We start from the raw sequence: 23,949 nt of genomic DNA, 5'->3' as shown, positions 1-23,949 counted from the left end.
ATGGCGCGCCGAAGCCGCCGGCAATGCCTACGGACCGTCGCCTTCAGGGCGATTGGCGCGGGCGTTGAGGAAGCTTTCCAGATCCCGCGCCACTATGCGCCATTCCCGGCCGAACTTGATGGCGCGCAGGGACTTGTCATGGATCCACTCGCGGACGGTATCATCGGAAATCTTCAGAAGGTCGGCAACCTCCTGCACGGTCAAAAGGGGTTTGGTGAGCATGGTTCCGGGCGGGTTCAGGTTGGTTCATGCCGACCGATGGTGACAGAGCCGGTTTGAAATGCCTTGATCCATGTCAAAGCCGGCAGAGCTGGAAGCTGATGTCTTGAGGTCATGACGCCCCGCTCGATACCGGCAGCCGGAGCCACTCTCGATGAAAGTCATTCTCGCCGCATCCGATCTGTCGCCCCGAAGCGACCGCGCCGTCGTCCAAGCCGCATATCTGGCGGCCCGCATGGAAGCCCGCCTGGTCCTGCTGAACGTGGTCGACGACGAGCTTCCCGCCCCGATCTTCGACGAGGAACGTGGCCTGGCGCTCCGTGCGCTGGAGAGCACCGCGGCACGGCTGGACACCCTTCCCCGCGACCGCATCGACATGCGTGTCTCCGGCGGCCTGGACTTCCGGGAGATCCTCGCCGCGGCTCGGGAGGAGGAGGCCGACCTGATCGTGCTGGGCGCGCACCGCCGCGCCATCCTGGAAGACATCCTCGTCGGCACCACGGTGGAGCGCGTGGTCCGCAACGCGAGCACGCCGATACTCGTGGTCAAGCGTCCCGGCCCGGGAGACTACCGATGCACCCTGGCGGCGCTGGACCTGACCGCGGAGGCGGTGAGCATCCTGGAGCAGGCGCACGGGCTGGCCGGCGGCCAGACCCTGTACGCGCTGCATGTGGCCGACGACTCCGTCGGGCTTCGCCAGTTGGGAGACGCCGCGGCAGCCGACCGGCATCGCGCCGAACTGGCGCGGACGTGCGAAGGCCTCCTGCGCGGGATCGCCCGACGGGCGGGGCTCGCCCCGAACGGCTTCCTTCCGGTCGTCGAGCGGGGATCGCCCGCCCAGGCGATCCTCGACGCGGCCGGAGCCTTCGGGGCCGATCTCGGCGTGGTCGGCACGCGCACGCGGACCAGAGGACCGATGGAGCGACTGCTGCTCGGCAGCGTGGCCGAGCGCCTCCTGCTCGACATGCCCTGCGACGTGCTCACGGTTCCCCTGGAGGGACCGACGCCGCTGGAGGGTGCCGGTGCGGTCCCCATGCCGGGCTGAGCCGCGCGCGGCCGGAAAGAATCGAAACGAACCAGGGAAGGAAGACAGGATGTTCCGGAACATTCTCGTGCATGTGAAACCGCTGGAGACCTCGTCCCCGCACGAGGCGACCGCCGTGGCCATCGCGAAGGCCCATGGCGCCCGCCTGACCGGGCTCTCGACGCTGCGGGACGTGTCGATGCTGAAGCTGCTGTTCCCCGGCGAGGGCGGCGCTTCCGCCACCCGGATCGAGCGGTCCTACGCGCTCGCCGCCGAGGCCGAGCGGCGGTTCCGCGCCCTGGCGGAGGCCGCCGAAGTGCCCTGCGACTGGCAGGTGGCGGAAGGCGACGCGGCGGAGGTGCTGAGCGTGGCCGCCCGGTACCACGACCTCACCGTCGTCGAGCAGACGGACCTGGTCTCGGACGAGGTGGGTTTCGACGTGCCCGAGACCTGCGTCCTGTCGAGCGGCCGTCCCGTCCTGATCGTCCCCAATGCCGGCCGGTTCGACCATGTCGGCCGGTCGATCGTCGTCGCCTGGAACGGAAGCCGGCAGGCCGCCGCGGCCCTGCACGGCGCCCTGCCGTTCATCGACCGCGCGGAGCGGGTGCTCGTTCTCCAGGGCCGGGGACGCGCGTCCTGCCCCTCCGTCACGCGGTGGCCCTTGCTGGACCTGAAGCGGGCGATCTCGTCGCACGGGGCTCCCGTCTCCATCGAGCCGATCGGGGCCGAGGATAGCGATGCGGGAAGCGCCATCCTGGCCGCTGCGGCCCGCGAGGGAGCCGACCTGGTCGTCATGGGGGCTTATGGGCGGTCGTGGCTGAGCGAATGGATCCTGGGCGGCGCCACGCGGCATATCCTGGGGCATATGGGCGTGCCCGTGCTGATGGCCCATTGACCCGGCGCCCCGCCGGCCGAAGCGCCGCCGCGGCGGCCCGAGAAGCGATGATCCGGAGAGTCTTCCATGGAGTTCGGGCAGCGCGACGGGCGCGTCGCGCCACGTCAGATCGACGCCCTCTTGCCGAAGGAGATGGCGAAACGGGCCGAGCGGGTCGGCGTCGAGAAAGCGGAACAGGACTCGCTCAGCCTCCTCGTGCTGGGTATCCTGGCCGGCGCCTTCGTCGCCTTCGGGGCCACGTTCGCCGCCGCGGTGACCGCGGGCGCCGGGACCTCCTCCACCCCCGGGCTCGTGAAGCTGGCCGGCGGGGTGACGTTCTCGCTGGCCTACGTCCTCGCGATCGTCGGCGGAGCGGAGCTGTTCACCACGAACAACCTGATGGTCATGGCCTGGGCGCACGGACGCCTGACGACCGCCCGGCTGCTGCGGGCCTGGGGCATCGTCTTCGTCGGCAATCTCGTCGGCACGGTCTCGACCGCGACGCTCCTGATTCTGGCCGGCCAGCATGCCCGGATGGAGGGCAGCGTCGGTGCCGGGCTGCTGGGCACGGCCGCCCAGATCGACGGCCTGGGTCTGTTCGACGGGTTCGTGCTGGGCGTCCTGGGCAACACCCTGCTTTGCCTGGGCGTCTGGCTCACCTACAGCGCCCGCACCACGGCGGATCGCATCATGGCGCTGGTGCTGCCGGTCGCCGCGTTCTACGTGCTCGAATTCGAGCACGCGATCGCCGTCATGTTCTATCTGCCGTGCGCGGTGCTGATCGACGTCATGGCGCAGCCGGATTTCTGGACCCTGATCGACCGGGAGCCCGCCGACGTCACGGTGTGGAGCTTCCTGCGGGTCCTGGTCTCGGTGACCGCCGGGAACGTGGTCGGCGGCGGAATGCTCGTGGCGCTGGTCTACTGGTTCGTCTACCTGCGTCCCGGCCGGCTCTGACGCGGAGCCTGCCGGGGCCGCCCGGTCAGTCGGTGCCGCGGGCGAGCTGGAGGATGCGGTCGACCGGCGGGCGCGGCCGGTGGACGCGGTCGGCCCCGCGCCGGCTCCGCGACGTGTGGATGGCGATGGCGATCCAGCCGGCATGGAAGAGGAGGCCGGCGAGCAGGACGACCTGACCGGGCAGCGGCCCGATGGTGGCGCGGACGAACAGCTCGTCCAGGCGGCCGATCGGCATGGGATGGATCAGCAGCTTGCCGACATAGGCCACGACCTGGATCATGAAGATCCAGCCGTAGTTGCGGCGCAGGCGCCGGCCGACCGCCTCCAGGAAGGTGATGTGCAGGTTGGGGTGCCGGTAATCCTGGTACAGGATCTCGTTCCAGCCGTTGTCGGTCCGCACGCCCTGCCCGCGCAGGATCGGGCCGAAGAAATTGACCTCCAGCACATGGGCGCGGATCCGCCAGAAATCGAAGAAGCGGTAGCGCCGCGCCTCGATATAGAGGAACACCGCCACCAGCAGCCCCACCAGGACCAGCGGCAGCGGCGTCGCCGAGGCGCTGCTGTAGGTCAGCGTCAGCGCGATCCCGGTGGTCACCACCGCCCAGTTGGTGGTGGCGTCCAGCCGCGTCCGCCAGACCGTGCTGCGGTAAAGCTCCCCCCGGTAGAGATGCGCCAGCGCCCCGATCTCCGCCGCGCTGAAGGGGGCTGGCCTGGGCGGCGGCTCCGGCGGCGGTTCGGCCAGAGGCTTGGTCTGCATCCCAACGTCGGCCACGGTTCCCTCCCTGTTTTGCCGATCAGTCTATACCGATCTGTCCATGCGAAACAGGATGGAGGAGGGAATGGTCCTCTATTCCATTGTCCTTCAGGAGTCCGGGATATGCAATCGTCATGTATTTCAGCTGGAGGCATTCCATGGCTATCCGCACGAGCCTCTTCCTCTCCAATCGGAGCCTTGCGCGTGGATGCGCGGGTCAAGCCCGCGCATGACGGAAAGCGAAGCACTCACCCAACTGTGCAAAACGAAAGTCCCCGCAGCACCGTGTTGCGCCATGGGCGCAACCTACGATTCGATGTGATGCCGGCCGACGATCGTAGGTTGCGCCCATGGCGCAACGCATCGGTTCGGCTGCCCCGGGAGCGGATCGACCAGATCGGGCACAGCTCTAGATCAGCCCGTACTGCCGGGCCTTGTTGCGGAGGAACGGCAGGCCGTCGGCAAGCACTTCCTCGCGGTCGCGGGCGACGGGGCGCCAGACCGACAGGGCGGTGGCGATCTGCGGGGGCAGCTCGATGAAGCTCTCCATGGCCATGCCGCCCTTGAAGCCGATCGCGGCGAGCGCGCCGAACACCTCGTCCCAGGCGACCGTGCCGGTGCCGGGCACGCCGCGGTCGCTCTCGGACAGGTGGATGTATTTCAGGTGCTCGCGGGCGCGCAGGATGCCGTTGGCGACGCCCTTCTCCTCGATGTTCATGTGGTAGGTGTCGAGGTGGACGAACACGTTGGGGGCGCCGATCCGCTCCAGCAGGGAGACGGTCTGGTCCGCCGTGTTGAGCATGTGGTTCTCGTAGCGGTTGACCGCCTCCAGGCCCAGCTCCAGGCCCAGCTTGCGGGCGTGGGCCGCCGCCTTCTCCATCACCGAGGCCACCGCGTCCAGTTCGGCCTGGGTCGGCGGCTTGCCGGTGCGCTCGCCGATCGAGCCGTAGATCACGCCGCTCAGCGCCTTGGCGCCCGTGGCGGCGGTCTTGTCCAGCGCCATGGTCAGGAATTCCAGCGCCTTGCCGGGATTGTTGGTCGGCCGGCTGTCGTCGGGCAGGCCCAGCGAGCAGACCGCCGTCAGCTCGTGCTGGTCCAGCAGCTTGCGGGTGTGCTCGGCATCGACGGCGGGCGGGTCGAGCAGCGCGATCTCGACGAAGGCCAGGCCGTAGCGCTTGGCCTCCGGGATCGCCAGTTCGGCGGCCTTGCGGGTCCAGTCGAGGGACCAGAGGCTGGTGTGAACGCCGAATCCTTGCATGTCGGTCTCCTTGGAGAAGGTATCGGGGGGAATGTATCGGGAAAAGGTCAGGGCCGCCGCGCGGACCGGCCGGCCCACAGGTAGCGGATCACCATGACCAGGATCAGGAAGGCGCCCCACAGGGCGGTCGCCAGGTGCTGGTTGGCGCCCAGCAGGTTCAGGCCGGACGCGATCACCTGGAGGATCAGCAGCGCCAGCGCCACGGGCAGCGCGCGGCCGAAGCCGCCGAACGGATCGACCCGGCCCAGGAAGCAGGCCAGCACCGTGATCAGCAGGTAGGCCTCGCCGTGGCCGACGCGGACCGAGTTGAAGCGGGCCAGCATCAGCACGCCGGCGATGCCGCACATCACGCCGGACAGGGTATAGACCAGCATCAGCGTGCGGCGGGTGTCGATGCCGGAATAGCGGGTCGCCTCGATGTTCGACCCGGCCATGTAGATGGTCAGGCCCAGGCGGGTGCGGCTCAGCAGCAGGTGCCACAGGGCGACGCAGCCGATCAGCAGCCACAGGGGCACGGGGATGCCCAGGAACCAGCCGTGGCCGATCGCCCGGACGAACTCCGGAAAGCCGGAGATGTCGCCGCCCCGGGTCAGGAACTCGCCCAGGCCGCGCAGGAAGATCATCATGCTGAGCGACACCAGGATCGGGTGCGCGCCGGTATAGGCGATGATCGCCCCCATGACCCAGCCGACCAGCGCCCCGACCGCGACTGCGGCGAGGGCTCCCATCAGGAAGACCGCCATGCCGGCCTCGGCCCCGCCGTTCGCCTGGAGCACCCAGGCCAGCACCAGGCCGGAGATGTTGGCGGTGAAGGTGATCGCCAGGTTCAGCCCGCCGGACAGGATCGGGATCAGCATCGCCAGGGTCAGCAGACCCAGCTCGGGCAACTGGAAGGCGATCGAGGCGAAGGTCGGCACCGTCAGGAAGCGGTCGGTCGCCAGGCTGAAGCCCAGGACCACGAGGGCCAGGAACAGCAGCAGCCCGCCGACCTCTCCGGCCGAGCCCAGGGCCGCGAGGCGGCTGCCCAGGGACGGCGCGCGGGGCGCCCGGTCGGTCACGCCGGTACGGCTCATGGCACGGCCCTTTCCGGACGGGTGCGGAAGCTGCCGAGCAGGGCCGTCATGCCGCTGCCCGACAGGGTGATCGCGGCCAGGATCACGGCGCCGACGATCATCTTGAAGGCATAGGGCGAGACGCCCAGCAGGTTCAGCCCGTTCTGGGTGATGGCGACCAGCGCCACGCCCAGGATCGCGCCCAGCAGCGTGCCGCGCCCGCCGCCGAGCCGCGCTCCCCCCAGCACCACGGCGGCCAGCACGTCCAGCTCGCGGCCGTAGAGGGCGTTGGGCACGACCTCCTGCGCGTAGTGGGCCTGCATCAGCCCGGCGATGCCGGCGGTCACGCCCAGCCAGCCATAGGCCAGGTAATGCATGCCGGCGATGTTGATGCCGACCCGCTTCGCGCCTTCCGGATTGTCGCCCATGGCGTAGAGCTGGCGGCCCGGCGTGGTCCGGCGGATCAGGAACCAGGTGGCGGCGACCACCACGATCATCACCGCGACCGGCAGGGTCAGCTCGGCGAAGCCGATGGCGGTGTCGAACTCGACCAGGATGATGCGGTCCAGCCACCAGTCCGGCAGGTCGTAGATCGAGACGCCCTGGGTGAAGAACATCAGTGCGCCGAAGAACAGGTTGAAGGTCGCGATGGTCACGACGATCGAGATGATCCGGAACCGCCAGATCAGGGTCGCGTTCAGCGCGCCCAGCGCGAAGCCGTAGAACGACGCGACCAGGAACCCGACGGCCCAGTTGCCGCCGCCGAACTGCTCCACCGTGATGGCGGTCAGGTACTGGACCACGGACGCCGCGACCGCGAACGAGATGTCGATGCCGCCCGCGATCAGCACCACCAGCAGGCCGGCCGCGAAGATCACGTTGACGGCACTGATGTTGAGCAGGTCGAACAGGTTGACCAGAGTGAAGAAGCTGTCGGTGGTGAGCGCCAGGAACAGGCACATCGCGGCGATCACGGCCATCAACCAGCGTTCGGTCGTGCCGATATGGGGCAAGCGGAACCTATGCATGGACGTGGCTCTCGATCCGGTCGATCGGGACCGCCCCCGGCAGGTATTCGTCGATCAGGCGCCCGTCGCGCATGTGCAGGATGCGGTCGCAGTTGAAATAGACCTCGGGTATCTCGTCGGAGATCAGGATGATGGCCATGCCCTCCTCGGCGAGCTTGTGGACGATCGAGAAGATCCCGGCGCGGGCGCCGACATCGACGCCGACCGTGGGAGAGTCCAGGATCAGCACCTTGGGCTCGGTCGCCAGCCACTTCGCCAGCACGATGCGCTGCTGGTTGCCGCCGGACAGGGTGGAGACGGCGTCCTCCGGACGGCCGATCTTGACCGCCAGCCGCCGGACCCAGTCCGACACCAGGGCCGACTTCTTCCGGTCCGACAGCAGGCCGCCGGCGCCCAGCAGCCGGTCGAGCACCGGCAGCGCCGTGTTGTCGGCGATCGACTGGGGCTGGACGAGGCCGAGCGACAGCCGGTCCTCCGACACATAAGCGATGCCGGCCGCGATGGCGTCGCGGTTGGAGCGCAGGCGGAGCGGCTTGCCGTCCAGCCGGATCTCCCCGGCGTCGGGCCGGGTCATGCCGAACAGCGACAGCGCCAGCTCGGTCCGGCCGGCACCCAGGCGACCGGTGATGCCGACGACCTCGCCCCGGCGGACCGTGAGGGAGACGTCCTGGTACTCGCCGCGCCGGGTCAGCCCCGCCACCTCCAGCACGGCAGGCGCCGCGGAACGGTCGGCGGCGCGCACCGCCTGGTCGAAGGTCTGGCCGGTCATCAGCTCGGTCAGTCGGGTCTGGGTCATGCCCTCGGTCGGGAAGGTGCCGACGTTGCGGCCGTCGCGCAGCACGGTGACCCGGCTGCAGACCTCCAGCACCTCGGCCAGCCGGTGGCTGACGAACACGACGGCGATGCCGTCGGCCGACAGCCGGCGGACGATCGTCAGAAGGGCGTCGGTCTCCGCCTGGCTGAGGGAGGCGGTCGGCTCGTCCATGAAGACCAGCCGGGCGTCCGCGATCAGCGCCCGGCAGATCGCGACCACCTGCCGCTGGGCGATCGACAGCTCGCGCAAGGGACGGTCCAGGTCGAGCGTCACGCCCAGCCGGGCCAGGATGCCGGCCGCGGCCTCGCGCATCGCCGCGTAGTTCACCAGCCGCGGCCCGCCGCCGAGGTTGCGTTCGAAGGCGATGTTCTCCGCCACCGACATCTCGGGGAACAGGGCCAGGTCCTGCCAGATCACCTGGATGCCGAGCGCGCGGGCCTGCCCCGGGGTCAGGCCGTCCATCGGCTTGCCGTCGAACAGCAGGGTGGCGCCCGGTTCGGGGCGGTAGACGCCGCTGACGATCTTGATCAGCGTGCTCTTGCCGCACCCGTTCTCCCCGGCGAGGCACAGGACCTCGCCGGCCGCCACGTCGAAGGAGACGTCCTGCAGCGCCTTCACGCCGCCGAACACCTTCGACACCTTCTCAAGTCGAAGAAGCATTGCCAATCCAGAGGGTTCAGAGGCCGAGTTCGGCCAGCTCGTCGACCGTGTCCTTGTTCAGCTCGACGAGCTGGTCGACGATGATGTTGCGCTCGGCGAAGTCGGGATTGACCTTGCCCAGCCCGGGGATCTCCATCCCGTCCTCGATCTCCTGCCCCTTGGCCAGCATGTCGCCCAGGGTCACGAAGACCTTGCCGGCCTCCATCGGGTTCCACATGAAGCCGCCGGTCAGGACGTCGTCATGGACCAGGCGGCGCCCCTGCCCCGGCGAGAACGGGCCGAGCACGGCCACCTCGCCGCCCTTGCGGCGCTCGTTGACGGCGCGGGCGGCGCCGATCGGGCCCTGGCTGCCGAAGGCGAGGAAGCCCTTCAGGTCGGGATGGGCGCGCATCAGGTCGAGCGCGGTCCGCCGGGACTCGTCCACGTTCTCGGCGACGCCGTAGCGCTCCCCGACCAGCTCCATCTCCGGATGGTTCTGCTTGATGTAGGCGATGGCGGCGTCGGCCCAGGCGTTGTGGAGCGGCACGGTGAGCGAGCCGACGAAGACCGCGTACTTGCCCTTCCCGCCCAGCCGGTCGGCCAGCATCTTGCCGTAGGCGTCGCCGAAGCCCTCGACCGAGGCCAGCTCGAAGTTCCAGTCGGCGTTCTTCTGCTTGGGCGATTCATGGGTGATCACCTTGATGCCGGCGTCCCGGGCGCGCTGGAGCACGGGTTCCAGCACCTCGGCGTCGTTCGGCACCACGCCGATCACGTCGACGCGCTGGGCGATCAGGTCCTCGACCGCGCGGACCTGGAGCGCCGGGTCGGCGCTGGTCGGGCCGACCATGAAGGCGTTCACCCCCAGCTCCTTGGCGCGCTGCCTGATGCCCGCCTCCATGGCGTTGAACCAGGGAATGCCGCCGATCTTGACGACCACGCCCATGCGGGTCTCCGCGGCATGGGCCGCCGGGGCGAAGGCCGCCGAGGTCAGGGCCGTGGCGGTCAGGGTGGCCGCGAAGGCGCCGGCGAGCACGAGCCGGCGACCGATCCTGCGGGTCATGTTTCCTCCTCCTGTGGCTTCCGGCCTGATGCCGGATATTCGTTGGCGATCGAAAGCTAAATCCATTTAGCAAAACGGTCAATGTCGTTCTCAGGGCACCTCCGAAGAACCTGGTCCCTCGGGCCTTTCCGGGTTGACGATCCGCGGCCGGCCCCTATTCGCAAAATGCAGTGAAAACAACCGGTCGGGGAAGGATTCGACCCGCGCCGCGCACCACTTTTGCGCATTGTTCGACGCATTTTCGCAAAATGCCATGACGTCCGTGTGGTGAACGCGCGGTAATCTTAAGAATCCTGACTGGCTACGGCTCTGGGTTCTGCTGCGGCATCCTTCCGGGACAGGACGCAGCCACCGACATCACCTTCGACATATTCCGAAATGATTACCTTGAAATGGTATCATTCTCGCTTCTCCGCGCCGCATGGGCCTCGCCGCGGAAGGCTTCTCCGCCGTCGCCCTTCGAACACGCCGGCGGAGTCCGTCCGGACCGAAAGGGGTCCGGACGGACTCCGCCGGGGACGCCCCGGCTGCCTGGAGAAGATCATGCCTGGTTCCACCCTTCTGAATCGTCGCACCCTGTTACGGCACCTGACGGCCGGAGGAGTCGCGGCATGCCCGATCTGCTCCGCGATCGCCCGGGCCGGAGAGCCGGCCCGGGACAATGCCTCGCCTCCCTGGTCCTACCACGGCGACAACGGTCCGGAGCATTGGGGCGAGCTGACGCCCGAGTTCCGCTCCTGCTCGCTGGGCCTGGAGCAGACGCCGATCGACCTCGACGGGGCGATCCGGGCCGAGATGGGACAGCTCGACATCTCGTACTCGAAGGTGCCGGTCCATGTCGTCAACGACGGCAATACCATCCAGGCGAGCTGCGGGCCCGGTTGCCATACCAACATAGCGGGCACCCGGTACGATCTCGTGCAGTTCCACTTCCACCATCCGTCGGAACATCTGGTCTCGGGCAAGGCCTTCCAGATGGAGTGCCACTTCATCCACAAGTCGGCGACCGGGACCGTCGCGGCCGTCGCGGTCTTCGTCACTCCGGGCTCGGCGAACCCCGCGCTCACGCCCCTGTGGGACGTGATGCCGATCAAGACCGGCGGCGAGGCCGCGCCGGCCGGGATGTTCGACCCCGCCGCCCTGCTGCCGGAAGCGCGCTCCTATTTCCGCTACGCGGGTTCGCTCACGTCGCCCCCCTGCTCCGAGGGGGTCACCTGGATCGTGTTCGCCAGCCCGATCGAGGCCTCGACGGCCCAGATCGCGCAGTTCGCGGCCCTGTTCATGAACAACGCGCGGCCGGTGCAGGGGCGCAACCGGCGCTTCCTGCTCGAATCCTTCTGAACCGGCTTTCCCAAGGAGAGAATACCATGCCCGTCCATGGAGCCCGCTTCGGCAGGGCCTTCGAGAACCTGAAAGTCGGAACGAAGATCGGCTTCGTCTCGGGCGCCGTGCTGGTCATCCTGGGCGCCCTGTCGGTCCAGAGCGTCGATTCCCTCGCCACGATCGGCGATGCCTTCCAGGATTACGCCGGGACGGTCAGGATCGTCGATACGGCCCGGACCATCGACCGCGACATGAGCGAGGTCCGCCGGCTGGTCCGGGAATACGCCGTCACCGGCCAGGGCGACCATGCGGAAGCGGCGCGCGCCGCGATGGGGCGGCTGCGGGCCGGCCTCGACCATGGCCTGACCCTCGTGTCGGACCCGGATCTCAGGGGCGACCTGACGGAGAGCCGCGGGAAGGCCGACGCCTATACCCGGAGTTTCGACGACATCGTGGCCTGGAAGACCGAGGCGGACAGGCTGGTCCGCGAGGTGCTCGACCCCACGGGGAACGCCGTGATGGAGGCGCTGGAGGAAGCGCGGCTGGTGGCGGTCAAGGACGGCAACAGCGACGCCGTCACGCTGACCGGCTCCGCGCTCGAAACCCTGTTGAAGGCGGAACTGGCCGCCAACAGGATGCTGGCGCGGCACGACAAGGCGTCGGCCGCCTCGGCGGCGGACCGGCTCGCCGGGCTGGAGCGGGTGCTCGCCGTCCTGTCCTCCGCCTCCGCCGGCCGATCCTACGGCAACACCGTCGCCCGGACCCGCGACCTGGCGGCGGAATACCGCAGGAGCTTCGATCGGGTGGTCGAATTGAGCGGCGCCATCGAGCACCGGATCAACGGCCCGATGCTCGAGATGGGCAACATGCTGACCGCCACCGCAGCCCATGTCCGCGACACCGCCGCGGAGGAGGAGCTCAGGGTCGAAACGGAAACGGTCGACTCCGTCTCCGTCACGAAGCGGCTGATCGTCGCCCTGTCCTGCGCCGGGTTCCTGCTCGGGGCGGCGCTCGCCTGGGCGAGCGGCCGGGCGATCTCGCGGCCCATCGTGCGGATGACCGACGTGATGAGGCGCCTCGCCGAGGGGGACCGGGAGGTCGATATTCCCGGCGTGGGACGGCGGGACGAGATCGGCTCCATGGCCGAGGCGGTCGACGTCTTCAAGCGGAACGCCATCACCGCCCACCGGCTTGCCGAGGAGCAGAAGGCCGAGCAGGCGGGGAAGGAGGCGCGGGCCGCCGAGATCGTGAGGCTGGTCGGCGCGTTCGACAGTTCCGTCTCGTCGATCCTGCGCACCGTCTCCTCGGCCGCGACCGAACTGGACGGCACCGCTCAGAGCATGGCCGCGATCGCGGAGGAAACGGACCGGCAGGCGACCGCTTCGGCCGCGGCGGCGGAGCAGACCTCCAACAACGTCCAGACCGTCGCCTCGGCGGCGGAAGAGATGAGCGGCTCGCTCCAGGAGATCGCCCGCCAGGTCACCCGTTCCAACACCGTCGCCAACCAGGCGGTCGAGCAGGCGGCGCAGACCGACGCGACGGTGCAGGGCCTGGCCGACGCCGCGCAGAAGATCAACGAGGTGATCGACCTGATCGCCGACATCGCCAGTCAGACCAACCTGCTGGCGCTGAACGCGACGATCGAGGCCGCCCGCGCGGGAGAGACCGGCAAGGGCTTCGCCGTCGTGGCGAGCGAAGTGAAGAGCCTGGCCAACCAGACCAGCCGGGCGACGGAGGAGATTTCCGGCCAGATCGGCGCGATGCAGGGGGCCACCGGGGCGGTGGTCACGGCGATCCGGGGGATCGGCGTCACGATCCGCGAGATCAACGACAGCTCGACCACCATAGCCGCGGCGGTCGAGGAGCAGACGGCGGCGACGGCGGAGATCTCCCGCAACGTCGTCCAGGCCGCCGCAGGCACCCGGGAAGTATCGCAGAACGTCTCCCGGGTCAGCCAGGCGTCCCAGCAGGCGGGAGCCGCAGCCAGCCAGGTGCTGGGTGCCGCGGGCGAGCTGGCGCACCAGGCCGAGATGCTGCGGACCGAGGTCGAGCGGTTCCTCGCGGGCATCCAGGCGGCATGACACGGCCGGGCCGGCGGTCGCCGGGCCGGCATCACGAGCACGGGAAATCGCTTTCGCGGAGGGATCGAAACAATGTTCAAGATGTTCAAGACCGACAGGGCGCTCACCACCCGGATCGCGGCGCTGGATGCGCTACGCTCCAACGTCATGGTCGCCGATGGCGGCCTCAACATCATCTACATGAACCCGTCGGTGGTCGAGCTGATGCGCGAAGCCGAGGAGGACCTGAAGAAGGAACTGCCGAGCTTCAGCGTCGCCACCCTGATCGGCAGCAACATCGACGTCTTCCACAAGAATCCCGGCCACCAGCGCGCCATGCTGATGGCCCTGGAGAAGCCGCACGCCGCCACCATCCGGGTCGGCAAGCGCGTGTTCGACCTGAACCTCACGCCGCTGTTCGAGCGACGGCAGCGGATCGGATTCGTCGTGGAATGGGCCGACGCCAAGGAGCGGCTTCTGAACCTGGACTACGAGGCCCATTTCGTCGCCGTGAACAAGTCCCAGGCGGTGATCGAGTTCGCGCCGGACGGTACCATCCTGACGGCCAACGAGAATTTCCAGAAGGTCACCGGGTACTCCCTGGCGGAAATCCAGGGCCGGCATCATTCCATGTTCGTCGAGCCGGACTACCGGGAAAGCCGAGCCTATGCGGAGTTCTGGGAGCACCTCAGGCGGGGCCGGTTCCTGGCCGGGCAGTACAAGCGGATCGGCAAGAACGGCCAGCCCGTCTGGATCGAGGCGTCCTACAACCCGATCCTCGACATCAACGGCAAGGTCACCAAGGTCGTGAAGTTCGCGACCGACATCACGGCCCAGGTGAAGCTGCTGTCCAACTTCAAGGTCCTGATCGACGAGAACTTCGGCGAGATCGACGGAGCCGTCGAGCGGTCCAGCTCGGAAGCGCGCTCGGCCTCCCTGGCGGCCGACGAGACCTCCAACAATGTCCAGATGGTCGCCGCCAGCGCGGAGCAGCTCGCCGCCTCCATCTCCGAGATCTCCCAGAGCATGGCGAAGTCCCGCTCCGCCACCGACGAGGCGTTCGACCACGCGGTGAACGCCGGCCTGAGCACGGAGAAGCTGACCAACGCCGCCCAGGCGATGAACGGCATCGTCAGCCTGATCCAGAACATCGCAGGGCAGATCAACCTGCTGGCGCTGAACGCCACGATCGAGGCGGCGCGGGCCGGCGAATCGGGCAAGGGCTTCGCCGTGGTCGCTTCCGAAGTCAAGAACCTGGCCAACCAGGCGGCCAAGGCGACCGAGCAGATCTCGCAGGAGATCGACGGGATCCAGGGCACCTCGGGCGAGGTCGTCGGCGCGCTCGACACGATCCGGCACGCCATCTCGGCCGTGCGCGACCATGTTACAGGCACGGCTTCCGCGGTGGAGGAGCAGAGCGCCGTGACCATGAGCATGTCGTCCAACATGCAGAGCGCCTCGGCCGCGGTCTCGACCGTCTCCGCCAACATCCGGGAGATCTCCTCCGCGGTCCACCAGGCCGCCCAGCTCGTGACCCGGACCAAGGACGCCGCGGAGGTGCTGGTCCGCTGATCCGCCGGTGCCGGGCGGAGGGGCGGCGTCCCTCCCCCGTTCATCGCCCGGTCCTCGCAGCCAGCCGTTCCACTCGCCGTACAGTGTTGCGCCATGGGCGCAACCTACGACTTGATGGAGGGCGGAGGTGATGCGGGCCGACGGTCGTAGGTTGCGCCCATGGCGCAACGCATCGGATCAGCTGTCCCGGGCGGATCGTCCCGATCGGGTACTGACCGCTAAATCCATTTAGCAAACCGGGTCATGATGCTTTATCATGCTCCCCATGAATCACCCGCGGCCGGAATGGGCGCCAAGCGGGAGCACGGGGGAGGAACAGCGCGGCATGGCGTCGGACCGGGGGCGGAAGTCCACCATCTACGACATCGCGACGTCCACGGGAACGTCGCCGGCGACCGTCAGCATGGTGCTGAACGGCACGTGGCAGCGCTATCGCATCAGCGAGGCGACCGCGGCCCGCGTGCTCGGCGCCGCGCGGGACATCGGCTACACCACCAACATGAAGGCGCGCGGGCTGCGGCTGGCGCGCTCCGGCCTGGCCGGCATGATCATGCCGCACTACCGCAACCGCTTCTTCGCCGGCCTGTCGGAGACGTTCGAGGCCGGCGCCCGGGCGCGCGGGTTCTGCCCGATGGTGGTCAGCACCCAGCGCCAGCCGGAGACCGAGCGCGAGGTGGTCGAGCGGCTGCTGTCCCACCAGGTCGAGTTCCTGTTCATCGTCGGCGTGGCCCGGCCGGAGCCGCTGAACGACCTGTGCCATGCCGCCGGGATCCCCTGCGTCAACATAGACCTGCCCGGCGCCAACGCGCCCTCGGTGGTCAGCGACAACCGGGGCGGCGCCCGCATGCTGACCGACGTCCTGCTGGACAAGATCGCCGCCGCCGATCGCGGCACCGGCGGGACCGCCGGGGAGGAGATCCATTTCCTGGGCGGAGTCGCCGGCGAATACGCGACGGAGGAGCGCGTCGCCGGGTTCCGGGAGGCCCTGGCCGCCCGCGGCCTGCCCCTGCGCGACGACCGGATCCACCCCTGCGGCTACTCGCCGCCGGTCGCCCGCCGCGCGGCCGAGGACCTGTGCCGCAGGCTCGGCGGGATGCCGGCCGGGCTGTTCGTCAATTCCATCACCGCCTTCGAGGGGGCGGTCCAGTTCTTCCAGTCGCTGGACCGGGCCGCCTTCCACGGCCGCTTCATCGGCTGCTTCGACTGGGACCCGTTCGCGGCGTTCCTTCCCTTCCCCGTCACCATGCTGCGCCAGAACGTGGAGGCCATGATCGAGCAGGGTTTCGCCTATATCGAGCAGTACCGCCCCGACGAGTTCCCGATGACCCGGATCCCGCCCCGGTTCGGGCCGGTGGCCGGGGATGTCCGGAATGCCTGATCCGCGCGCCCCGGCTTGGCTGGGCATCGACATCGGCACCTCGGCCGTCAAGGTGGTGCTGGTGGACGGCGCCCAGGCGCCGCTCGCGACGGCAACGGTGCCGCTCTCCACGTCCCGTCCCCGTCCGCTGTGGTCGGAGCAGCATCCGGACATCTGGTGGCGGGCGACCCTGGACGCCGTGGCGGAGGTCCGCCGGGCGGCCCCGGATGCCTTCGCCGCCGTCGCCGGGATCGGCCTGTCCGGGCAGATGCACGGCGCCGTGCTGCTGGACGGCGACGACCGGCCGCTGCGCCCCGCCATCCTGTGGAACGACGGCAGGGCATCGGCGGAATGCGCCGAGCTGGAAGCCCTGGTCCCCGGCCTGGGCCGGATCGCCGGCATCACCGCCATGCCCGGCCTGACCGCGCCGAAGCTGCTGTGGGTCCGGCGGCACGAGCCGGAACTGTTCCGCCGCATCCGGCGCGTCATGCTGCCCAAGGACTATGTCCGGCTGAAGCTGACCGGCGAGGCGGTGACCGACCCGTCCGACGCCGCCGGCTCGCTCCTGCTGGACGAGGCGGCGCGGGCATGGTCGCCGGCGCTCCTGGCGGCCTGCGGGCTCGACGCGGGCCGGATGCCCCGGCTGGCCGAGGGGACCGAGCCGGCCGGCACGCTCTCCCCGGCGGTCGCGCGGGAGTGGGGATTCGCCGGCCGGGAGATCCCCGTGGCCGGCGGGGCCGGCGACGCCGCGGCGGGTGCGGTCGGCATCGGCGCCATCGCGGACGGCGACGCCTTCGTCTCGCTCGGCACCTCGGCCCAGGTCTTCGTGACGACCGGCGCCTACCGGCCGGCGCCGGAGACCCTGATCCACGGCTTCGCCCACACCCTGCCGGGCACCTGGTTCCAGATGGCGGCGCTGCTCAACGGCGCCAGCACGGTGGAATGGGCGGCCCGGCTGGTCGGATCCCCCGACATCGGGGAGCTGCTGGCGCGGACGGAGGCCGGCTTCCGGGGGCCCGGGCGGCTGCTGTTCCTGCCCTACCTGGCGGGGGAAAGGACGCCCCACGACGACCCGCACGCGCGCGGCGTGCTGTTCGGGCTGGCCCCCGACACGCAGCCGACCGACGTGATGCAGGCGGTGCTGGAAGGCGTCGCCCTGTCGCTGCGCGAGGCGCGGGACTGCCTGGAGGCGGCGGGAACGCCGGTGGGCCGGGCGGCGATCATCGGCGGCGGCGCCCGCAGCGCGTTCTGGACCCGGATCATCGCCTCGGCGCTCGGCATCCCGGTCATCCGCTATGCCGGCAGCGAGGCCGGCCCGGCGTTCGGCGCCGCCCGCCTCGCCCGGATCGCGGCGACGGGGGAGGCCGTCGCCGACGTCTGCGTCAAGCCGCCGGTGCTCGACGTGACCGAGCCGGACCCCGCGCTGCATGCCGCCTATGGCGACGGCTTCGTCCGGTTCCGGCGGCTCTACCGGGCCCTGAGGGAGGAGTTCAGAGCGTGAAGGACGAGAACGACAAGGCCCGCGAGGAAACCAGGGTCGCCGTCTTCGACATCGGCAAGACCAACGTGAAGCTGAACGTCGCGACCCGCGCGGGCGCGATCCTGGAGACGATCTCCACGCCCAACGCGACCCGCGACGGCCCGCCCTACCGCCACCACGACCTGGCCGGGCAGGAGGAATGGCTGCTGGACGGCCTGCGCGGCTTCGCCGCCCGCCACCGGCTCGGCGCCTTCGTCGCCTGCGGCCACGGCTCCGGCGGCGTGCTGGTCGGGGAGGACGGCCCCGCCGCCCCCATGATCGACTACGAGCAGCCGCTGCCCGCCCGGATCGACCGCGCCTATGCCGGCATGGCCGGACCCTACCTGGAGCGCGGCAGCCCGGTCATGCTGGGGGCGACCCACCTCGCCCGGCAGATGCTGTGGCTGGAGGAGGAGTTTCCCGAGGCCTTCGCCCGGGCGCGCTGGTTCCTGGGCCTGCCGCAATACTGGGCGTGGCGGCTGAGCGGCGCGGCGGTTTCCGAGGTGACGATCCTGGGCGCCCAGTCGCACCTGTGGAACGTGCCGGAGGGACGCCCGGCCGCCCTGGTCCGGGCGCGCGGCTGGGACCGGCTGGTGCCGCCCTTCGCGCCGGCCTGGAAGGCGGTCGGACGGCTGCGGCCCGACCTGGCGCGGCGCCACGGCCTGCCGGCCGACCTGCCGGCGAACCTGGAGGTGCTGGCCGGGATCCATGACAGCAGCGCCAACTTCTACCGCTACCAGGCGGCCGGCCACTCGGACATGACGGTGGTCTCCACCGGCACCTGGATCGTCGGCCTGAGCGACCGCTTCGACCCGGCCCGCCTCGACGAGGCCCGCGGCATGACCTGCAACGCCGACGTTTCGGGCCGCCCTCTGGCCGGCGCGCTGACCATGGGCGGGCGCGAGTTCTCCCGCGTCGCCGGCACCGAGGGGACGGGCGAGCGGGCCGACGCCGGCCTTGTCGCCCGGCTGGTGGCGGCCGGCACCCTCGCCCTGCCCTCCTTCGGCGGCGAGGACGGGATGTTCCCGGGCAGCGCCGGGACCGGCCGGATCGCCGGCCCGCCGCCGGAGAGCCCGGCGGAGCGGCGGGCGCTGGCCGTGCTCTACACCGCCCTGCTGACCAGCGTGTGCCTGGACGCGCTGGGAAGCGACCGGCTGGTGGTGCTGGACGGCAGCTTCGTGCGCGACCCGCTCTATGCCGGGCTGGTGGCAGCATTCCGCCGCACCCGCCATCCCGGCGCCGAGACCCTGTTCAACCTCGATTCCCAGGGCACCGCCGCGGGATCGGCCCTGCTCGCCGGCCATGCCGGGCGCGCCTCGCCGGTCCCCATAGCCCTGGAGAAGCCGCCCCTGCCGGACCTTCCCGGCCTGGCGGACTACCGCGCCCGCTGGCTGGAACTGGCCCGCGCGGCCCCGACGACGACATCCTCGACAACGACCAGACTGGAAACGCCATGACACAGCACACCGACGGCCAGGACCTGCGCCGCGAGATGGTGGAGACCTGCCGCCAGATGAACGCGACCGGCATCAACCAGGGGACGGCCGGCAACCTGTCCGTCCGGTTCGGCGACGGCTTCCTGATCACGCCCTCGTCCCTGCCCTACGACCGGATGCAGCCCGACGATCTGGTCGAGATGGCGTTCGACGGCACCTATGTGGGCCGCAGGCCGTCGTCGGAATGGCGCTTCCACCGCGACATCCTGCGCCAGCGCACCGACATCGACGTGGTCCTGCACTGCCACTCCATCTTTGCCACGACGCTGGCCTGCCACCACAGGACGATCCCCAGCTTCCACTACATGACCGGCGTCGCCGGCGGCACCACGATCCGGTGCGCGAAATACGCGACCTTCGGCACCCAGCAGCTTTCCGACTACGCGCTCGAGGCGCTGGAAGGCCGGCTCGCCTGCTTGCTCGGCCAGCACGGCCAGATCTCGCTGGGCAAGACGCTGGAGTCCGCCCTGTGGCTGGCCAACGAGGTCGAGACCCTGTCGCGCATGTATGTCCATGCCCTGACGCTGGGCGACCCGCCGGTGCTGCCGGACGAGGAGATGGAGCGCGTGATCGAGCAGATGCGGCGCATGAGCTACGGGCAGGCGCCCGACCTGGACGGCATCAACGACATCGCCCGCCCGCGCCACGCCGCGCCGTGAAGGCACGAATTCATCAAGGAACGAGCAATATTTGATCTTTATATAGGGGTATAACGCGGGCGCGCACCCGAGGGCCCGATTCCCGCCGGGGCCGGTCCCGCCGGCCGGGACGGGCTGTCGAAAGGGGATCCAGGGCGTGAGGAACGAGAGCAGCGCGTGCATCGCCGTCTTCGAGGTCGGACCGGCCGACGTGAGGCTGAGTGTCGCGACCCGCCGCGGCATCATCCTGGAGACGGTCTCCGCCCCCAACCCGGCCCAGGACGGCCCGCCCTACCGGCATTACGACCTGGCCGGGCTGGAGTCGTGGCTGCTGGACGGCCTGCGCGACGCGGCGGCCCGCCACGCGCTCGGGGCCTTCGTCGCCTGCGGCGCCGGCGGGGTGCTGGTGACCGAGGACGGTCCCGCCGCCCCGATGATCGATCCCGGCCAGCCGCTCCCCGCCGAGGTCGGGCGTGCCTACGCCGGCATGGCCGGCCTTCGGGAAGATCCGGCCCTGCCGGAGACGATTCCCTTCGCCGGCCAGCTGCTGTGGCTGGAGCACGAGTTCCCGGAGGCCTTCGGCCGGGCGCGCTGGTTCCTCGGCCTGCCGCAATATTGGGCGTGGCGGCTGAGCGGGGCCGCCGTCTCCGAAGTCACTGTCCTCGGCGCGCAGTCGAACCTGTGGAACGTGCGGGAGCGGCGATTCACCGCCGTCGCCCGGGCGCAGGCGTGGGACCGGCTGATCCCGCCCATGGCGCCCGCCTGGGCGCCGGCCGGGCGCCTGCGGCCCGAACTGGCCCAGCGCCTCGGGCTGCCGGCCGACCTGGACGTGCTGCCGGGGCTGCACCGCGCCAGCGCCAATTTCTACCGCTACCAGGCGGCCGGCCACGCCGGGATCGCCGTGGTCTCCGCGGGCGGGGAGATCCTGGGGCTTGCCGACGATCCCGCCGCCGACCGGGACGGCAGACGCGGGCCGGCCTGGGGTGCCGACGTGGAAGGCCGGCCGCTGGCCGGGGCGCCGGTCCCGGCTTGGCGCGAAGTCCCGCGGGCCGCCGACACCCGTGTGGCCAACCGCCTGATCGAGGCCGGCATCCTGCCCTCCCCCGGGGCCGGCGGGACGCCCGCGGAACGGTGCGCCCTGGAGGTGATCCGCGCCGCCCTCCTGACCGACGGGTGCCTGGATGCCCTGGGCAGCGACGGACTGGCGGTGCTCGACGGTGCGCTGGCGCACGATCCGCTCTATTCCGGCCTGGTGTCGTGCCTGCGCCGCTCGCGCCACCCGCATGGCCAGACGCTGCTCAATACCGACGCGCGGGGAACCGCGGCTGGTGCGGCGCTGCTCGCGGACCATGTCAGCCGGACCGCCCCTGTCCCTGTTTCCCTGGAGAAGCCGCCGGCGTTGGAGATGCCTGGACTGCACGCCTACCGGTCGCGCTGGCTGGACCACCGGAGCACCGCCGATCAGCCCCAGTGCCGGTAGAGTCGTACCCGATCAGGTCGAGCCGCCCGAGACGGCCGATCCGACGCGTTGCGCCATGGGCGCTACGACCGTCGGCCCGCATAGCCTCCGCCCTGCATCGAGGTTGCGCCCATGGCGCAACACAGCTGCGAGGACCGGAGCGGGCGATGTAATCGCAGTATCGTTCGAGACCGGGAACAGTTGCAGCCCGTTTCGGTCGTTTCAAGAGGTAAACTGCGGCCGGCCGACAGAATACCAAAAAAATACCGGAAACATCCCGTCCAGCCCATCGAAATCTCAACTCTGCCATATCGCAAGTCTCACTTTTGTCGGATTTCCAAACGGGTTTTTTGCGCAGGCGTCAGGGCAAAATGCCTGTAATTTGCGGTCAAGTTAACTCGCCGACAAGAAAACACCCCTACTGTCATGAGTTCAGCGAAGGCTTCCCAGTAATACACTGCGGAGGCATGTGAAATTCTGCGAAACGCCGTGCGCAGACGTTGGTCCTGCGCGAATTCAACGAAGGTGAGGTCATCATGGCTTTATTCTAGCCTTGTTCCAGGTCGATTGATTTCCAGTGCCGATCATCGGATCGATGGTCATCAACGGTCCGCGCCCCCGTCGCGAACCCGGCCCGAAAACCCCACCGGACAAACCTCTCCGATCGGCGCGAAAATCCACCGATGCCGCGCCCGATATGGAGGCATGCCGCCGAACTCCCGACCCGTATCCAGACCACTGGATGAAACGGAGGGCTATCCTCGCGCTCTTCACTGAGGACAGCACTTACCAAAGAGCGCAAAACCGTTTTTTATCACAGCCGGGGTAAAGATGGATTAAGGATTGACTGCAAAAGTCTCAAGTAATGCAGCCGAAACTGCGCCAACTCACCCTACACAGGTAAAGAGAATCCAAGATGCCCACAGCCCGCAAAGTCGCCGATATTTTTTCTGGATTCAACCCTTCCAAAGTCATTTGGGTTTCTAACAAAGGCAACAACTCCGGCAATGGTTCCGAAGGCTCTCCGCTCAAGACCATCCAGGCCGCGATCAACAAGGCCGATCCCGGCACCATGATCAAGGTCAAGGCCGGAACCTACAACGAGAACATCAAGCTGAGCGGCCTGCACGGGACCGAGAACAAGCCGATCGTCCTTGAATCGGCCGACGGCAAGGGTGCCGCCAAGATCGTCGGCGGATCGGGCAACGCCACGGTCACCGCGAACGGCATCAGCAACGTCGCGATCAAGGACTTCCACGTCGTCTCCAACACCAACGGCGGCGACATCGGCGGCTTCAAGATCTGGGGTCCGTGGAAGAACCCGCCCCACAACCTGCTGATCGACGGCAACACCATCACCGGCAAGGGCCAGGACGGCTTCAAGCTGTTCCAGGGCGCCAACAACGTGCTGGTGACGAACAACACGATCGACGGCAAGTGGCGCCAGGAAGCCATCGACAACGTCTCGGTCAAGAACGTCGTCTATGCCAACAACACCATCAAGGGCGAGGCGAAGTACACCGGGATCACGCTGAAGGCCGGCTCGCGGGACGTGGAGGTCGCCAACAACCTGTTCGACATCGACACCGCGATCGGCATCAAGGTCGGCGGCGTCGGCAGCTCGCGCTTCAACCGCGAGTTCCCGGACGAGTGGAAAGGCTTCGAGGCCAAGAACGTCCACGTCCACCACAACGTCGTGACCGCCAAGATCGACGGCAAGAGCCTGCACTTCACCGGCGCCAACAACAACCTGGTGGAGCACAACTCGTTCAACGACCCGGTCGGCTCGTCGGCGCACACTCAGAAGGGGCACTTCACATATAACTCCTTCAACAACAAGGTGATCGACAACAGCGTCGCCAGCTCGAACTTCTTCAAGCCGGACGGCGGCCAGTCCTCGGGCTTCGTCGTCTCGGGCAACAAGGTCGGCGGCACCAAGCCGGCGGCCGGCGCCGGCGTCAAGTCGGAGTCCGGTTCCAAGACGGACAGTGCCGTCGCCCCCGCGCCCGAGGACACCGGCGCCTGGGCGGAGAGCGCCGAGCCGAGCAAGACCATCGCCGGGACCAAGGACGCCAACACGCTGAAGGGCACCAAGGGCGACGACAGGATCGACGGCAAGGCCGGCGCCGACAAGATGATCGGCGGCGACGGCGACGACACCTACGTGGTCGACACCGCGAAGGACAAGGTCGTCGAGAAGGGCAACGGCGGCATCGACACCGTCCTGAGCAGCGCCCCCGACTTCAAGCTCCCCGCCCACGTGGAGAACCTGACCTTCACCGGCTCCGGCGACGCTTCGCTGACCGGCAACGGCCTGGACAACATCGTCAAGGGCGGCGACGGCGACGACGTCATCAACGGCAAGGGCGGCGACGACCTGCTGTTCGGCGGTGCCGGCCGCGACTCCTTCGTGTTCGAGAAGGGCCACGGCAGCGACACCATCGGCGACTTCAAGCCGGCCTCCGGCGGCGACACCATCGAGCTGAAGGGCCTCAAGCTCGACGGCTTCGACGACGTCAAGGACGCCATGACCCAGAAGGGCGACAATGTCGAGATCGACCTCGGCGGCGGCCAGACCCTGACGCTCCTGGGCGTCAAGACCTCCGCCCTGACGGCCGGCAACTTCCAGTTCGACGGCCACTCCTGAGCCAAAGCTGTCCGGCGCGGTAGTCGCTTATCGCTCAGCTATGGGCAGACGCTCCCCCTTTTCGTCATACCCGGACTTGATCCGGGTATCTCCCCGCATTGCAGCGCTTACGAAGCCTGCAAGCGATGACCGGGTCAAGCCCGGTCATGACGATGACGGGTGAATGCTCTACCGGAAAAGAGCGCAGGTCGGGAGGGAG

Annotated in this window: 20 protein-coding genes; 12 read left to right on the top strand and 8 right to left on the bottom strand. The window is 69.1% G+C overall.

All coding sequences use genetic code 11. From position 1 onward, the window contains the following. Positions 1-27: 27 nt before the first annotated feature. Positions 28-222: a helix-turn-helix domain-containing protein gene (locus tag IGS68_RS32590; RefSeq protein WP_201082903.1), complete on the bottom strand. Its 195-nt coding sequence runs from the start codon at positions 220-222 to the stop codon at positions 28-30. A 151-nt stretch (positions 223-373) separates the two neighbouring features. Between IGS68_RS32590 and IGS68_RS32585 the strand changes: the two genes are divergently transcribed. The 3 genes from IGS68_RS32585 to IGS68_RS32575 all read left to right on the top strand — a co-directional run bounded on the left by IGS68_RS32585 (position 374) and on the right by IGS68_RS32575 (position 3,074). Continuing rightward, positions 374-1,264, top strand: a complete 891-nt coding sequence (locus IGS68_RS32585) for a universal stress protein (protein ID WP_201082902.1) — start codon at positions 374-376, stop codon at positions 1,262-1,264. 49 nt (positions 1,265-1,313) lie between these two features. Continuing rightward, positions 1,314-2,138: a universal stress protein gene (locus tag IGS68_RS32580; protein WP_201082900.1), complete on the top strand. Its 825-nt coding sequence runs from the start codon at positions 1,314-1,316 to the stop codon at positions 2,136-2,138. Positions 2,139-2,204: 66 nt separating this feature from the next. Further along, positions 2,205-3,074, top strand: coding sequence for a formate/nitrite transporter family protein (locus IGS68_RS32575; RefSeq protein ID WP_201082898.1), 870 nt, complete (start codon positions 2,205-2,207; stop codon positions 3,072-3,074). Positions 3,075-3,099: 25 nt separating this feature from the next. Here the strand turns inward: IGS68_RS32575 and IGS68_RS32570 are convergent, their stop codons facing one another. From IGS68_RS32570 to IGS68_RS32545, 6 genes are all read right to left on the bottom strand, one after another. Continuing rightward, positions 3,100-3,846 carry a DUF2270 domain-containing protein gene (locus IGS68_RS32570; protein ID WP_371821969.1) on the bottom strand — a complete coding sequence of 249 codons (747 nt, stop codon included), beginning with the start codon at positions 3,844-3,846 and terminating at the stop codon, positions 3,100-3,102. A gap of 391 nt (positions 3,847-4,237) precedes the next feature. Then, positions 4,238-5,086, bottom strand: coding sequence for a sugar phosphate isomerase/epimerase family protein (locus tag IGS68_RS32565; RefSeq protein ID WP_201082897.1), 849 nt, complete (start codon positions 5,084-5,086; stop codon positions 4,238-4,240). A 47-nt stretch (positions 5,087-5,133) separates the two neighbouring features. Beyond that, positions 5,134-6,159, bottom strand: coding sequence for an ABC transporter permease (locus tag IGS68_RS32560; RefSeq protein WP_201082895.1), 1,026 nt, complete (start codon positions 6,157-6,159; stop codon positions 5,134-5,136). Further along, the gene (locus IGS68_RS32555; protein WP_201082893.1) at positions 6,156-7,166 is read right to left on the bottom strand and encodes an ABC transporter permease; all 1,011 of its coding nucleotides are present in this window, start codon (positions 7,164-7,166) and stop codon (positions 6,156-6,158) included. Before IGS68_RS32555 ends, IGS68_RS32560 begins: the two co-directional genes overlap by 4 nt. Further along, positions 7,159-8,640 carry a sugar ABC transporter ATP-binding protein gene (locus IGS68_RS32550; RefSeq protein ID WP_201083534.1) on the bottom strand — a complete coding sequence of 494 codons (1,482 nt, stop codon included), beginning with the start codon at positions 8,638-8,640 and terminating at the stop codon, positions 7,159-7,161. Before IGS68_RS32550 ends, IGS68_RS32555 begins: the two co-directional genes overlap by 8 nt. 16 nt (positions 8,641-8,656) lie before the next feature. Beyond that, positions 8,657-9,679 carry an autoinducer 2 ABC transporter substrate-binding protein gene (locus IGS68_RS32545; protein WP_201083532.1) on the bottom strand — a complete coding sequence of 341 codons (1,023 nt, stop codon included), beginning with the start codon at positions 9,677-9,679 and terminating at the stop codon, positions 8,657-8,659. Between the two features lie 543 nt (positions 9,680-10,222). Here IGS68_RS32545 and IGS68_RS32540 point away from each other — a divergent pair. The 8 genes from IGS68_RS32540 (at position 10,223) to IGS68_RS32505 (ending at position 21,124) form a co-directional block, all read left to right on the top strand. Next, the gene (locus IGS68_RS32540) at positions 10,223-11,020 is read left to right on the top strand and encodes a carbonic anhydrase (protein WP_201083531.1); all 798 of its coding nucleotides are present in this window, start codon (positions 10,223-10,225) and stop codon (positions 11,018-11,020) included. A 26-nt stretch (positions 11,021-11,046) separates the two neighbouring features. After that, positions 11,047-13,083 (top strand): HAMP domain-containing methyl-accepting chemotaxis protein, encoded by a 2,037-nt coding sequence (locus tag IGS68_RS36470; RefSeq protein ID WP_201083530.1) that lies wholly within the window; start codon positions 11,047-11,049, stop codon positions 13,081-13,083. A gap of 72 nt (positions 13,084-13,155) precedes the next feature. Next, positions 13,156-14,634, top strand: coding sequence for a methyl-accepting chemotaxis protein (locus tag IGS68_RS32530; RefSeq protein ID WP_201083529.1), 1,479 nt, complete (start codon positions 13,156-13,158; stop codon positions 14,632-14,634). A 325-nt stretch (positions 14,635-14,959) separates the two neighbouring features. Continuing rightward, positions 14,960-16,012, top strand: coding sequence for a LacI family DNA-binding transcriptional regulator (locus IGS68_RS32525; RefSeq protein WP_201083528.1), 1,053 nt, complete (start codon positions 14,960-14,962; stop codon positions 16,010-16,012). Beyond that, positions 16,005-17,492 (top strand): xylulokinase, encoded by a 1,488-nt coding sequence (xylB, locus tag IGS68_RS32520; RefSeq protein WP_201083525.1) that lies wholly within the window; start codon positions 16,005-16,007, stop codon positions 17,490-17,492. The genes IGS68_RS32525 and xylB overlap by 8 nt, the downstream gene beginning before the upstream one ends. Then, positions 17,489-18,967 (top strand): FGGY-family carbohydrate kinase, encoded by a 1,479-nt coding sequence (locus tag IGS68_RS32515; protein WP_201083523.1) that lies wholly within the window; start codon positions 17,489-17,491, stop codon positions 18,965-18,967. Before xylB ends, IGS68_RS32515 begins: the two co-directional genes overlap by 4 nt. Then, on the top strand, positions 18,964-19,665 hold the full coding sequence (locus tag IGS68_RS32510; RefSeq protein ID WP_201083521.1) for a class II aldolase/adducin family protein: 702 nt from the start codon (positions 18,964-18,966) through the stop codon (positions 19,663-19,665). The genes IGS68_RS32515 and IGS68_RS32510 overlap by 4 nt, the downstream gene beginning before the upstream one ends. A 136-nt stretch (positions 19,666-19,801) precedes the next feature. Next, entirely contained in the window at positions 19,802-21,124 is a 1,323-nt protein-coding gene (locus IGS68_RS32505) for an FGGY family carbohydrate kinase (RefSeq protein WP_201083519.1), read from the top strand. Positions 21,125-21,961: 837 nt separating this feature from the next. On the opposite strand, the gene IGS68_RS35820 is transcribed toward IGS68_RS32505, so the two are convergent. Continuing rightward, complete coding sequence (locus tag IGS68_RS35820; protein WP_247881521.1) at positions 21,962-22,189, bottom strand: hypothetical protein; 228 nt, start codon at positions 22,187-22,189, stop codon at positions 21,962-21,964. On the opposite strand from IGS68_RS35820, the gene IGS68_RS32500 reads away from it, so the two are divergent. Then, entirely contained in the window at positions 22,140-23,750 is a 1,611-nt protein-coding gene (locus IGS68_RS32500) for a right-handed parallel beta-helix repeat-containing protein (RefSeq protein WP_247881515.1), read from the top strand. The two genes, IGS68_RS35820 and IGS68_RS32500, sit on opposite strands and share 50 nt — an antisense overlap. Positions 23,751-23,949 lie beyond the last annotated feature (199 nt).

This window comes from Skermanella sp. TT6, assembly GCF_016653635.2.
Classification (GTDB): domain Bacteria; phylum Pseudomonadota; class Alphaproteobacteria; order Azospirillales; family Azospirillaceae; genus Skermanella; species Skermanella cutis.
The sequence above is the reverse complement of the archived record's forward strand: the minus strand, read 5'-3'. Positions and strand labels throughout refer to the sequence as shown.